Here is a 13513-nt window from a genome sequence, read left to right as displayed (position 1 = left end):
TTACAGTGTGTCCTTGACATCGTCTAGTGTATCGCTGAGGTTGTTGATTGCGTCAACGACGTCCTGCAAGTCGGCATTGTCAGCCGAACCGTCATCGTCTTCGCTCTCATTCGCTGTCCCGTTCTCATCTGCTTCGTCTTCGCCGCTATTCTCACCGTTTCTATCGCCGTCGTCAGGATCCGTTTCATCCCCGTTCTCATCCTCGTCATTACTCGTACTAGGAGGGGTCAACTCAAACCTGAGGTTGTCGTTATCCTTCATCACGGAAATGATCTGATCCTGCCTTGATTCAAGCGTCTCGACACTCAATTCGACTTCCCTGACTGTATCTTCGATTCGGTTCAGTTTCGTTATGAGTGATCCGATGTCCGGGTCGTCGCTCGGTGGTCCACGGTTGGACATACAACAGTATTGAGTCTACCTTGATATCAAACGGGCGGCGCAGGACGAACGTGACGGGGTAAAAATGGCACTTCCAGAGCGAGGTGCACAACTATCTTGAAGTTGTTGGGGACCTGCCCTGCCACGTCCCGCTGACAGCTGGGATTCGATGCTGCCTACGGTCAAAAGATACGGTTGCCGTGACCCCGCCGGCATTGCACGTACACGCTCCCCCGTCGTGGATGTCGACTGTATACTCCGTCCCCTCCTCGGAGAAGACCGTGAACAGTCCCGGCGCGCCCCGGTCGAGGACGACCAACCGTTCGGTGAGCGCTCGGATCTCGCGGTCGGACAGCGGCTCCTCGATCGCTTCCGCGCCACCGGCATTGGTGATGGCGCTCATCGGCTCTCCTCCTGTCCATCGAGGTAACAGCGGAAACACGACAGTTCGTCGCTCTCGGTACCCTCACACCACGCCTCCCCGTTCGGGCACGTCTCCTCGTCCTGGTTTTGCTCACTGGTCGCCGGATTGTGTTCGTCGGGACACTGCGCTGACTTCTCGACCGTCTCTGATCCAGGCATGAATGTGCACGACGCACGCTCGAAACGCGCGCCTCGCCCCCTCGGGCGCCGAAAAACTCCTCTGCGGTCGCTATGGGTCGGTTCTCACGTCGTCTCCTTGGCGGCTCCACCGTCCACCGTGTCGTCGTCGATTCGCGGCAACGAGAAGACGGTACACGATGGCGACGCGGTCTCGCGAGCCTCCGGTGCGCACTCGCGACAGGTGACCATCGCCCAACGGTCGACCCGGATTCGGAGCTCGCCCGTGAGCTATACGCCGCAATCCTCACAGGTCGGCTCAGAGACGACCCGCGTCGCACCATCACCTGCTGGCATCAGTACGCCTCCCGACTGGCGAGTGCTTCGGGGTGATCGAGACGGTACATCGGCTCATCGGATACGTATCGAACTCTCATTGGTGCCACAAGACGCGAGTGCAGTCGCGCCTCGCCCGTTCCGGCGCCGATAGACTGACTGTTCTTAACCAACACTTCGGAGAGGGAACGCCAGCAGCTGTTGGTTAAGTCTCACCGCTCTCATGTGAAGCTGTGGAAGATAAGTCGCTTACCGATAGCCACTAGCGTCCGACTGCAACCCTAGCCGGTATCCTAGTAGCGTGGAGTTGAAGAGTTCCTGAAGAGTAGATATATGAGTAGTCCAAATGCAGTCGTGAAGAGCACAAAAATGGCCCAAGGCAGTTGTGCATTACCTCTTGCTTTCGCATCGGTGTAGACCCAGTAAACCACGTAAAGTAATCCAATCATCAACAGTAGAAATCCGATGAAGGAGAGGGAATTTGAGACCATGTACGGTGATTCTCCGTTAGAATTTGTTATATATCTTCTGTTAGCTCAGAGCCAAGAGCTTGAGGGAGATAGATTAGTCGACAGCGACGTGGTCGTTGAGAGCACGTGTCCAGTACGTCACGCGCCCGTCTGGACTACACCGTTCACAGAACCGAAGCGTGCCCTCCAGGTGACCGAGTTTGACGCGGAACCCTGTGAGTGCCACGCCGGTGTTGACGACGAGTCCACAGCCGTCGCAGGCTCGGTGGCCGCGTTCGTCGGGATCAGCGACTTCTTGAAGCGCACAGTCGGCGCAGATGGGGTACGTAACGAGGTCATCATGGCCCCACGACCGCGCCGTACCGAGGTTCGTACTCGGTGGCGCCTCACAGAACCAACAGCCGGTGAGCGTCCGTTGCATCGGAATTATGTCTCCTCGTCACAGCCGGCGGTCCACCCACGATGGAACGCAGCGAGTTGCGTAATTGAGTCGAACGCCTCGCCACTCCGATCGTGGACCAACACTCGTCGTTCCGCAACGGAGGTTACCACGCCGTCGTCGACGAGGTCGGTCACGAGCCGCCGTGCCGTCCCGTCGGTGAGATCAGCCGTCGACTGCTCGGCGTCTCGATCCTGAGCGAGTTGTTCGGTCTCGAATCGCTCGTGGTCGGTACTTGTATCGTCAAATGCGGTCGGACTATCCATATGGAGTCACGAGACGCCTCAAAGCGCCTCGGGCCCTTCGGCGCCGATAAACCTCTCAGAGTCGTCGCACGAGCGTCTGACACACCCCAACGCCCTACTATGATGATCTCGTAGGGACCGTCAATGGGCAACGCTCGGACGCCGGTAAGTCCGGGACAACGCGCTGTTCTCGAGCATCTCGAAGCATACGCCGACGACCACGATGTCGATGGCCTCCCACGAGAGACAGCAGTCGAACACCTCGCGACCCACGATATCGAAGCGGCCGATGCTCGCGACCGGATCGAGGCGCTCCTCCTGAAAGGCTATCTCTACGAAGTTGACGGGGAGCTACGGATTCCGCCCCGTCCGTACGAGTGACTACCGTCGATCAGCGGTGTGAAATTTCAGGAGTTTGGATGCGTACTCGGTCACCGCATAGTATGTCCACGGAACGTTCTGTGCACGCGTTTCGGCTTCGAGTTTCGCGACGAGCAGTCGGCCCGCGTCGCCATCTCCCGTAGGTGATCATGAGCGGTACGCTTGGTAATCTCCGAGTTCCGGTAGGCGAGTTCACGTACGCTCAACGAGTCCCACTCGGTCGCACGGATCTGCTGGAGCAGTCGAAGCGTCTGTGGCTCCACAGTCGTCAGTACTGTTCGAGTGCCGTCTTCTCCTGGCCGATGAACTCGGTCGCCGCGTCGATCAGGTCGGCCCCGAGACCGGTGAGCTCGTAGTACGAATAGAGCCCGTTTACATCCGGACGCTCCTGTTTGCGGTTCTCCACGAGACCGGCCTCGACTAGCCGGTTCAGATGGTAGTGAAGGCTGTTCTCGCGTCGACCGAGTGCCTCGCCGAGTTCGTTCGCGCTCAGTTTGCCCTCGGTTTTGAGCGCATACAGGATTGCGAAGCGCGGTCGCTCCGCGATCTCCTCGAACAGATCGAGATACGTATCCAGATCGAGGAGCGGGTCCTCGTCGAACAGATCCGCCGTCAGCGTCGCGATCGCGTCGGCTTCGGGCTCGTCCGTCTCCGTCGACGCCGTCGAGGGACTATCCGCCATGGGCCAGAGTACACGACCTGGTGTAATCAGGTTAACGGTCATTAACCTCGATCGGTATTTCGGGCACATCAGGTGGCTTTATCCTCCGAGCGGGACCACCAAATTCCAATGCGAACGTACGACGGGACGCCGATGCGGGAGGTACTACTCGACCGGCTCCCGCCGACGGCCCACACCGAGTTTCTCGTCTATGTGATGGGCCCATACACGACGTTCCGTCCCGACTACTACCTGCGCGATGATCTCACGATCGACGACGCCGACCTCGATATGGGCGCATTCGGCGACGCCGAGACTGAACTCCAGGACGAACTCCGTGATATCGTCGAATGGCTACGTACGGATGTCGGTGTCAACGCGTTCCTCGCCGTCGATCCTGATATCCCCACCGAGGGGTTTCCTGACGAGACGGACGCCGAGCGGATGAACGTGATCAGCCAGTCGAAGGCGTACGCCGAAGCGAGCAACGCAGTTGTGTTCATCCTGCCAAAGGCAGGGGTTCGTGACGGCGTCGATATCGAGATTGGTGCTGTCCTCTCCGGATTCGATCTCGGTCTCGGTGAGGGCACTCCCCAGAAATCGCCGCAACGATTCCACGTGTTCCGTGAGCACGGCGTCTCGAGTGCAACGCTCGATGCTGTCCCCCACGAGTACGAGGTCGCACTCTCAGAGTACGGAACCCGATCAGAACTCCACGAACAACTCGAACGCTTCCTCGCCGGCGTGCTCCGGAGCGAACGTCGTGGGGATCTCTCCTCCGTCGATGGGTCGACCGATTAGGTGAGTCCGCTCTCGATGAGGCCCTTTGCACGGTCCCAGAGTGACCGATCAGCGGATCCGTCCGACGCGTCATCGCTTGTCGTCTCAGTCGAGGAGCCCTGAGTGCGTCCTGCTGTCTGCGATCGGAGTTCGGTGAGTTCCGCTTCGAGTGTCTCGACACGCTCCTGCAACTCGTTGATGGTGGCCTCTCGCTGTTCGAGTTTCGCCGAGAGGACCGTGTTTCGCTCCTTCAGGTAGGAACGCTCGCGCCTATCCGACGGGTCATCTACCCCCATTGTCTCGACTGACTCGCCTGCTGTCTGTGCCGTCTCCTCTGACCCGCTTGTTTCAGCCTGCGTCGTCTTCGCCGACGCATCCGTGCCTGTCCCTCTCGTCTCGGCCGACGGGCCACTCGAGGCTGCTGTGAACTCGTCGGCGAAGTCGGTGGAGTCCTCCTGCTCTGCTGTCGCATCCCGCGTGGCGGGCTCGTAGAACTCGCTGGTGTTGTCGATGGCACGCTTGACCGTCCGCTCGCCGTAGGTGTCGCCGTTCGAGTAATGGACGTCGTCCCACTTGTCCCGATAGAGCCGCGACCGGCGGAACAGTTTGTCGACCCGCATTGCGTCTCCCCCCGTCCAGAACGCCAGCAGGCAACACAGCGCCATGTCTGCCTCTGACTGACTCGGATACCCGCTCGTCCCGCCTCGCCACAACCGATCGAACTTCTCGCCGTTCCCAGCGTTCCGCGCTTTCTCTAGCAGTTCCTCGTCAGACAACTCAACCTCCGTCACGGACTCCTCCGGAAGACCGGCTGCTTCCGTATCGACCGAGTGGGTCGTTTCCTCCGATGCATCCTCACCGCTCCCCATCGACGGCTCTTGGATGTACTCACGATGGACCACCTCAAGTGCCTCCTGCCGCTCGTTCACGGTCTGCGGCTTAACGTCGACGCGGTCACCCGTCATCGTAAAGAACCGCGCCGAGTCGTACATCTCCACGCTCCCGTGGCGATTCCCACCGTCCGGCAGTTCACCCTCAATCAGGACGTGGAACCCGGTCCCCGAGGGTGAGATTTCCGTATATGAATCGAGTCGGTTCACGATGTCGCGGGCATCGTTATCGATACTCTTCGTCTCGGGGTCGCGACAGTCGTCGAGGTCGATCCCGACGAACGGATCGACCTCACTGAACACGAAGCCGAGTCCATCCGCCTCGTCGCTTCGACTGTATTCGAGTGCGGTTTCGAAGTCACTCCATGTCTCGGGGTCGGTCGACGAGGCGAACCCACCCGTCCCAGGCGTCACTGGAATCTTGGTTGGCTTGCCGTCGCGTTCCTCTTCGCGCCAGCAGATCCACTGCTCAACTGCGACGAACGCGCTCGGTACACCTACCGGATTCTCGACACTCCCTTCACTCATTGCTCTCACGCTCTCTGTCATCGGCAGTCCGCTCCCTCTCAGCTTGCTGATAAACCTCCCCTGCGGCCTGCGGCCCCGCACAAACCAATCTCCAACGGCCACCCCCCACCACTATACTAGTTGGATTTTGGGTGTCACACCCGTCGGGTTGAATCAATAATCGCAGTACAGCGCGCTGTGACACCCAACTGTGCCCCCATTCATCTGACACGAAAGGTCGACTATCCGCGAAATATTTGGTTGTCACACCACGCCGTCGGGCGATTTTGGGTGACACACTGGCGGTTGTGTGATGGCAGTCTTCGATTTGGGTGTCACACCGCGCCCTCTTGCGATTTCGAAATCGTGGATTGAGAGACAGCATTGTGATAGGTTACTCCACGTCCTCCGTTTCATCGAGGGTGAATCCGACATAGTATCGGACGATGTCGCCGTCCTCTCTCCGGCGATCTGTCTCGAATGTGATGTAGTTCTTGAGACGCCGTGTGAACCAACTGTGAGTGACCGTCTCGATACCGAGGTCCTCTGCCCACGACTCGTACGCCGAGTACACCTTCGACTTCTGAATAGCTACGTCCTCGTCAGTCTCGGTGAGGTGCTGGTCCGCGAAGATGCCGAGTGCTTCCTTCTTATCGAGGTCAGCAATGGAACTCGCCGACTCAGATTCCTCGGCGGCTTCGGCGGTCACCGCGGTGTCCGACTCTACTTCGGTTTCGTTGGGCTCGGTCGTGGTCGGCATCTCCTCAGCGGACTCATCAGGTTCGTCGGGGAGCGACTCGTCAGTCGTGGGTTCAGCCGGATTGAGTTGGTCGTCAGCCGCCGGGGTCGCCAACTGCGGGCCGTCGTCAACGAGCGTCTCGATTGGTGCTGTCTCGCCCTCCCGGTAGACGACCGGGTCGCCACCCTCGGGGAGGATGACAATCGCGTATGCGTCGCGGGTGTAGTTAGGGACGGGCAGTTCCCGTTCGGGGATGAAGGGCTTCTTGATCGGCACCCACTCGGTCTCGAACGTCTCTTTCGAGTCGTAGGTATAGGTCGCCTCGTTCTCCAAGACGATGTACTGGTTGATGTCGGGGTCGTACGTGTAGACGGCGGGCACGTCGCGGTCCATCGCCGTGTCCACGCGCTGAATCCGTGCATCGTCGCTTTCACCCTCAACTGGCAGTACCGCGTCTCCGGTTTCCTCGTCGCGCCGCCACATCGACATTCGCGTGTCGTCGTCGCTGGTCGCCGGGCGGACGGCCGTCAACCGCTGGCCGGTCTCGACGTGCCGTACCTCCAACTGTTCGTCGAACGTGTAGAGGCGCGTCTCGTCGTGGTTGTCAATCTCTTTGACCGGCGGATGCAGAATGCCCTCGATCCGATCGGCCCAATAGGAATCCTTCTCCTCGGGCCGGACGACGAACAGCGGGATCGCCTCCTCGTCCTGTGCCTTTCGGAGGTTCGTCAGCACCTTCACCGGATTCGCGGGCGTGGTTGTCTCGACCTCGATCACGAACTCGTCGTCCAACTCTGGATGGGTCGCCCGGCCGTCGGGCTGTTCGCTTCCATCCTGCGGGACGACGGTCGCGTTGAACCCCGCCGTAGTCAGTGCTCGCTCTGCCTCGTACACGCCGTTGTCGTGATCCTCGCTCCCGGCGGCCTGCACGTCGCCCGTGTCGGGCGCGACAGCCTCCTCACCGCGTTCGGTGAGCGAGATGACCAACTGGTCCTCTTCGGTGTCGAGTCCAACAGCGAGCAACTGTGAGCGCTCTCGGACCGCGCCGAGTTCGTCGTAACTCGGTGGTTCCACCTCACCGTCGGTGAACAGTTCGCGGAGTTCTTCGTCCACCTCCTCAACCGGCACCTCGCCGTTCTCCTCACGCACCTCGTGTCGGAGCTGGATCGTCCGAACCACTCTGGCGAGCGCCTGATCGAGGTCGGCGTTCGCCGTGCTGAGTCGCTCCTGTACGTCCTCCGGGGAGTCGCGCGGCTCGGGCTCCGGTTCGGGCACACCGAACTCATCGTCCGTCTGCGTCTGTATGCGGTCGATGGCGTTCTCGACACGCTTCGACTCCTCGCCGGTGAACGGGTCGTCACTCTCAGGGTGCCCCTCGGGAATCGGCAGCGGGTCAACGCTGAACGGCTTGGGACCCGTCTCACCGAACGTCGGACTCGGCACCTGCGCGATCCACTCGCCACGTGGCAACGACGCAATTCGGTCCTTGAACTCGCGCGGACTCATCTCCTCGTGGGCCATCGCCTCCGCGATCTCGCGGTCGACCGAGATCTTCCCGACGAGCGTCGTCCCGATGTTGTTGAGCGCGTTCAGGTAGAGCCGTCTACCGCCTTCTTCCTCGATCTGTTCGGGGAACTGCATCGACAACCCGACCGACAGCCGGAAGCCACGCCCCTGTTCGAGCAGTCGATTCATGATGTCGGAGGTGACGACCGACGCCGCCTCGTCGACGAGCAGGTTCACCACGTACTCCTCGGGTTTCTCTGAGAGACTGTCCGACTGTTCTCGAAGCGCGTCCTCGAGGTTGCTCAAGATGAGCCCGCTGAGGAGTTTCGTCGGCTCCGCCCGCAGATCGCCGAGGTCGAAGATGACGACCGTATTCTCGTCAAGCACCTCCCGGAAGTCGAACTCTTGGTCGGTGTTGTTGAAGATATCTCGCAGCCGGCCGTCTTGGGAGACGTACGCGAGGCGGTTGCTGACCCCGCCCATTACACGGCTGAATGCGGTCTGGTCCAACTGGAGTTGTCGGTCGATCCGCCGACGATCATCCGGGTCCGACGACTGTGGGGCGAGTTCGGGCTGTGGTTCCGGTGGGCCGGCTTGCCACAACTGGTCGAGCGCGTATTCGAGCTGTCGGTGGGCGAAGTAATCCTCGTCGGCACGGTACTGCCCGTTGTCCCGGCCGTGCTCCGAGTCGAACAGCGCGGAGATAAGTGCTCGAATGAGCGTCGGCGCGACGGTTGCGCTCTCGTATTTCGCGCTCCCCATCGTGAGTTTGAGGATCTCCTCGTAATGGTCCGCCGTCCGCTGGATCGCGTCGATCCGACTCAGTCCGTTATCGAGCGCCGGCTGGAGATTGAAGAACGAGAAGCCCGGAAGCACGTCGGGAATCGAGAAGTGGACGACGTTCTGCTCCATGTCGTCGACGCCGAAGCGGGCGGCATGAGACCGCATGTAGTTCTCGGGCAGGCCGTCGCCTTTCGGGTCAACTAGGACGATCGGCCCGTCCGTGTGCTCGTACAGCGAGAGCGCGTCGTTGATCAGCGCCTTCGACTTGCCCGATCCGGTCGTCCCGAACCGGCCGTAGTGAGTGGGAAGCAACGACGGCGGGACGTACGTCGGGTCGTCCTCCGGCGTCCCCGTCTCATCTAGCGCCCGGCCGATCGCCAACCCGCCCGTGTCGTGGAACTCGTCGGCGTGATCAGGCGCGGGCCGCTGGAGGGGGTTCTGACTCTCCTGTTTCGCGTCGGTCCCGCGGCGGCCTTCCATCGAGAGATTCTCGCCCGATGGCACCGTGATGAGGTTCGCGAGTTCGCTTGCGTTAAGCGTGAAATCGAACCGGGTCTTTCGCCCACCAGTAACCAACTCTCGGTCCAGTAGACGCTCCAGCGCGTTCCGGGCGTACTGCTCTTTCTTGGACTGCCGGAAGCCACTCCTGCGCAGACGATGGCCGCTGAACTGGTAGAACTCACCATCGAGTGAGTCGAACCCCGACGCGAGCGCATCAAGGCGTGTGTCAAGTTCTTCCTCCGTCTCGTCGTTACTCGGGATCGCGACGGCGCGGGCGTTGACGGTGAACGTCCGCTTGGGTTGCTTGTCGTCGAGTTGGTCCAACCGCATTTCGTCGCGGTCGCTCAACTCGTGGTCATCGGGCGTCGTCGGCTCGATGAAGTCCCAGATCTTCCCGTACCACGTATCGAGGTTGTGCTTGATGTCGTGTTTCCGTTGCCATGCGTCGGGCGACCAGTCCGGCTTCTTGCGAAACACGACCTGAAAAGCGATGGGCGCTTCCGCCTCGACGAGATGGTCGATGATCGTCGCGAGCGGCACCCGGCGCTCGGAGTCATCCGAGGGTGAGGCCGTCTGGTCGTGGAAATCCGCGATGGTCATCATCCAGTCTTGCTTGCGCTCCTCCGCGAGCGCGTGCCACCGAACGCCCATCGGTGCGAGATCACCGAGTGGCGGGCGGGCAAGCACGGTGCCGTCGTCGGTCAACGTCGGCCGGGTAAGCGTAGTTGGGTCGACGCCACGCTGTGCATCATCGAGGCGGAACGTCCCGTTGCTGTACTCGACCGCCGTCGGATCGGGCGTGTCCTCCTCGTCGTCTGGGTCGTCCACCTGCTCATCCGAGTCAGCTGCGTCGTCCCTGTCTTCCTCGGTTCCCCCCTTCGTCACGAGGCCACCGTCACCGAGGATGCTCAGCCCGCTGGTGCCGTCGTCAACCATGTCCTCCGCACTGGGCGTGTAGTAGAGGGAATCGCTGTCCAACCGATCCACGAACTCCTCCCGCTGGTACTCCACAGGATGGACAAGCCGGTGGGCGATGTCCATCTCGACGCGGTCGATGTCGAACGTGGTCGGATACATTGACTCCAGCCGATCCTCCAACGTTGTGAGGTCGCCGTCGGCGCCAACGTAGAACTCAACAGGCTCGTCTGCGCCCTCGCTCAACGCGAGGAACTCGAACTGTGGAGGGTACGACCCGTCGCCCGGCAACAGCCGCATGAAGCCACTCGTGGACTCCTCGACCGTCACCTTGTGGAGGCTCTCGATCAACCGCGGAATCGCCTCGGTGTGAAGCGACTGCGAGGAAGGCCGGACGCGGAGGTACTCACGAGCGTCGCTCATACGGTCACCCCCGAGCCGACGGCACTCTCGTCGTCCGGCTCGTCCTCGGGCGGGTTGACGATCTCCATCTCCTCGGGAAGCGCCGTGACCTTCACCGGGTACCGGCCCTCGTCTTGGACGCAGACGAGCGCGTGACTGTACCCACGCTCGCGGGTGCCGGGCTTCGCGTCACGGAGGAACTGCGCCTCTCGCGCGCTCAAGCCGAGCTTCTTCCGATGCTCTTCCGAGAGACCAGGGAGTTTCTGAAGCAGTTTGATAGAGGACTCGTTCGCCAGCACCTCGGCCTTCTCGTGGACGAAGAAGTCGCTCATCTCCTGCGTGACCAGGTGGACGCTCAGGTCGTGGTGCCGGCTGTGGCGATAGGCGCGTTCGAGCCAGTCGAGTGACCCCTTGCTCTGCATCAGGTAGTGAGCCTCGTCGATCGCGAGGATCACTCGCTTGTCCGTCTGCTTGGCGCGTTCGTACACCGTATCGAACAGCACCTGCAACATGAGCGCGATCTCCTGGTCGGCCTCGCCCTGCTGGAGATCGAGATACGAGACTGTCTCACCCTCGAGGTCGATGTCGGACGACCCGGCGAGGTTCGCGAACTCGCCATCACCCGTGAACGGCCGCATCGAGATGCGGAGATTGGCAGCGAGTTCGCCCCACTGCTCTGACTCGGTCGCGGTCACCTCGGTCAAATCCGACTCTGCTTCCTCCACGAACGCGTTGACGTCCTCGGCCATCTCGCCGAGAATCTCGAACACATCGATGACGGTGGGGCTCTCGTTGCTGTGGGTTGTGGGGTCGGTCGTGATGCCCTGCCGGCGATACGCCTCGTGAACGGCGTCACCGAGGATTGCACGCTCCTCCTTATCGAGTCCAGAGCCGGCGCTGTCGATGTGGCCGAAGTAGGTCGTGAAGAAGCCCATCACGCTCGACACGCGCTGACCGTACGGGTTGAGTTCGGAGGTGCGTTCAAGGACGTGCTGTGGTGTCGCCTCGATTTCGAGCGAGTTGATCTGCTGGCGCCCGCCGACGACGATGTGTTCCGCGTCGAGTTCGTCTGCGAGACTGCGGAAGCCCTCCAGCGGGTCGACCATGATGAGGATCGTCTCGGGGTCGTTCGCGATCTCACGGAGGTTCAGGAGTTTCGCCGTGACCGACTTCCCCGACCCGACCTGGGCGGCCGCGAGGACGTTGTAGCCGTTCGGCCGCTGGAAGCGATCCACGACGACGGGCGCGTCCGTCGTCGCGTGGTAGCCATACAGCACCCCCGACTCCTCGATGAGCGTCGACGCCGAGAACGGGAAGAGTGCGCCGAGGGCGCTCCCGAGCATCGGCGTGGTCGCACTCGGCAGCCACTCGCTGATGGTGTCTTTCGCGATGGGGCTCGCGCTCACCAGCCCATCCGACTGGTCGTAGTCGACCGACCGCACGGTGAGCTGTTGCTTTTCGAGTTCGGCGCGAATCCGCTGGCACCGCTGTTCGACCTGCTCTTTCGATTCGCCTCGGACGGGAAGGTAGGCAGACACGTCGAAGATCGACTGCGACTCGTCAGTGAGTTGGGTCAGTACATCCTCGTGGTCACTGATCCGGCGTTCGGTGAGGCCGATAGACGGGTCGCCGTTCTCCTGTTTGCCCTGGTGGACGGCCTGGAGGTCGCGGATCGCGTTTTCGACCTGTGTGATGGCCTGCTCCGTCTCGCGGGGTTCGGCGTGAATCGAGAGGCCCACGTCGGCGCTTGGATGGGTGGTGATCGCATCGAGATGACCCGGGTTCGCCGTATCGGGCCAGTCCGTGATCATGAGCGTCTTGACCCACTGGTCACCTGACCGGGTGGCGTCGGATTCGAGCCGGACGCTTGCGGGACCGACGTTCTGCGCGTGCGCTTCGGCCTCGTCGAACTGCTGATTGTCGTCGACGTCGATGCTGGTGAAGCGGTCGAGTAGTGTCTTGATGAGTGGCATGAGTTAGGCCCTCCTGTCGGCGTCGCCAACCGTGACGACGGGCATGGACCGAACGCGGTCGGTCGATGAGCGGTACTGCGTGCGGCGACCCGTCCAGAATTCCTCGATCAGCGTGGCGAGCCGGTCGGCGGAGACGGGTTCACAGTCGCACGAATCGAGGCCGCGAATGGCCGCCTGTACGTCATCGAGGCGCTGTTCGAGCGTCTCGCGCTGTTGCTGTTCGATCTCGGCGTCCGAGAGCCCGCTACTCTCGGCACCGATGAACGCGAGCAACCCACCGACGTAGGGAAGCGACTGGAGTTGGGACGTGGCTCCTCGCTCGGCCAACTGTACGTCACGGATGCTGACCGGCACGAGGATGTGATACTCGCGGAGGCTGGTGCCACGCGCTCGGAACTCCGCCGGCAGGCGTGTCTCGTACGTCTCGACGATCTCGCGCAGTGCGTCGTTCGCCTGGACGTCGGGGTCGTCTCGTCGGTCGCGATAGCTCTCGGTGATCCGCTCGGGGTCAATCGACCGGGCGCTGGCGTGGATCTGAATCGGGAAGCCGAGCGTGTTCAACGCACTTCCGAGTGCATTGGCGGCACTGTCCCACTCGTCGTGGGTCGCGAGCGCCATGTTCGCCGGGTCGACACGGATGGCGGCAACGAGCTGGCCGTCCTGTCGCTCCACTGCGTCGGCCTCGGGGACGAACCGGGCGACCTGCGTCAACGAATCGGGCCGGTCGTCGGGGGCTGTGTCCACGGCGGAGCGGGTGGTCTCGCGGGTGGCGAACCGTGCGATGCGGGTGAGCCACCGATGCGGAGTCATGTGGTTCGGCGCGATGTACACGACTGCGCCGGCCACGAGGAAGATCGCGACCGCTCCTACGAGGCCGATGGTCGTCCCCCAGCGCCCGCCGAAGCGGGAACTGAGTAGGACGACGATGAGAGCACTGAACATCGCAGGGATGAACAGTTTGAGGTCGTCGATACTGTAGTCGATATCGACGCCGACGATCTCGTCGTCGGCGCCGAACTCATCGAGTACCCGTCGGTGGGGATCGCGGCTTCTGTTGCTCATTG

Annotated in this window: 13 protein-coding genes; 2 read left to right on the top strand and 11 right to left on the bottom strand. The window is 61.7% G+C overall.

All coding sequences use genetic code 11. The annotated features are described in order from the left end of the window. The 6 genes from K933_RS18115 to K933_RS16985 form a co-directional block, all read right to left on the bottom strand. Positions 1-402: a hypothetical protein gene (locus tag K933_RS18115; protein ID WP_152529862.1), complete on the bottom strand. Its 402-nt coding sequence runs from the start codon at positions 400-402 to the stop codon at positions 1-3. 91 nt (positions 403-493) lie between these two features. Then, positions 494-784: a hypothetical protein gene (locus K933_RS16990; protein WP_049948004.1), complete on the bottom strand. Its 291-nt coding sequence runs from the start codon at positions 782-784 to the stop codon at positions 494-496. Further along, positions 781-963 (bottom strand): hypothetical protein, encoded by a 183-nt coding sequence (locus K933_RS18110; RefSeq protein WP_152529861.1) that lies wholly within the window; start codon positions 961-963, stop codon positions 781-783. The genes K933_RS16990 and K933_RS18110 overlap by 4 nt, the downstream gene beginning before the upstream one ends. A gap of 587 nt (positions 964-1550) precedes the next feature. After that, positions 1551-1748, bottom strand: a complete 198-nt coding sequence (locus K933_RS18105; protein WP_152529860.1) for a hypothetical protein — start codon at positions 1746-1748, stop codon at positions 1551-1553. A 73-nt stretch (positions 1749-1821) separates the two neighbouring features. Further along, a complete protein-coding gene (locus K933_RS17595; protein WP_080509319.1) occupies positions 1822-2148 on the bottom strand; it encodes a DUF7558 family protein in 327 nt (108 codons plus the stop codon). 5 nt (positions 2149-2153) lie between these two features. Next, entirely contained in the window at positions 2154-2432 is a 279-nt protein-coding gene (locus K933_RS16985) for a hypothetical protein (protein WP_023395991.1), read from the bottom strand. A 123-nt stretch (positions 2433-2555) separates the two neighbouring features. Here K933_RS16985 and K933_RS17590 point away from each other — a divergent pair, with 123 nt between their 5' ends. Further along, positions 2556-2792, top strand: a complete 237-nt coding sequence (locus tag K933_RS17590; protein ID WP_080509318.1) for a hypothetical protein — start codon at positions 2556-2558, stop codon at positions 2790-2792. 268 nt (positions 2793-3060) lie between these two features. Here K933_RS17590 and K933_RS16980 read toward each other — a convergent pair whose 3' ends face one another. Further along, positions 3061-3516, bottom strand: a complete 456-nt coding sequence (locus K933_RS16980) for a winged helix-turn-helix domain-containing protein (protein ID WP_161631431.1) — start codon at positions 3514-3516, stop codon at positions 3061-3063. Positions 3517-3582: 66 nt separating this feature from the next. On the opposite strand from K933_RS16980, the gene K933_RS16975 reads away from it, so the two are divergent. Further along, the gene (locus K933_RS16975; protein WP_049948003.1) at positions 3583-4254 is read left to right on the top strand and encodes a DUF7509 family protein; all 672 of its coding nucleotides are present in this window, start codon (positions 3583-3585) and stop codon (positions 4252-4254) included. Here K933_RS16975 and K933_RS16970 read toward each other — a convergent pair. The 4 genes from K933_RS16970 to K933_RS16955 form a co-directional block, all read right to left on the bottom strand. Next, positions 4251-5651, bottom strand: coding sequence for a phage NrS-1 polymerase family protein (locus tag K933_RS16970; protein ID WP_049948022.1), 1401 nt, complete (start codon positions 5649-5651; stop codon positions 4251-4253). The two genes, K933_RS16975 and K933_RS16970, sit on opposite strands and share 4 nt — an antisense overlap. 373 nt (positions 5652-6024) lie before the next feature. Next, the gene (locus K933_RS16965) at positions 6025-10497 is read right to left on the bottom strand and encodes a helicase HerA domain-containing protein (protein ID WP_023395987.1); all 4473 of its coding nucleotides are present in this window, start codon (positions 10495-10497) and stop codon (positions 6025-6027) included. Beyond that, the gene (locus tag K933_RS16960) at positions 10494-12449 is read right to left on the bottom strand and encodes a VirB4 family type IV secretion system protein (protein ID WP_023395986.1); all 1956 of its coding nucleotides are present in this window, start codon (positions 12447-12449) and stop codon (positions 10494-10496) included. Before K933_RS16960 ends, K933_RS16965 begins: the two co-directional genes overlap by 4 nt. A gap of 3 nt (positions 12450-12452) precedes the next feature. Then, positions 12453-13511: a hypothetical protein gene (locus tag K933_RS16955; protein WP_023395985.1), complete on the bottom strand. Its 1059-nt coding sequence runs from the start codon at positions 13509-13511 to the stop codon at positions 12453-12455. Between the last annotated feature and the right edge of the window lie 2 nt (positions 13512-13513).

The organism is Candidatus Halobonum tyrrellensis G22 (genome assembly GCF_000495475.1).
In the GTDB taxonomy this organism is placed as follows: domain Archaea; phylum Halobacteriota; class Halobacteria; order Halobacteriales; family Haloferacaceae; genus Halobonum; species Halobonum tyrrellense.
Note: the sequence above shows the minus strand (reverse complement) of the source record. Positions and strands in the feature narration are given on the sequence as shown.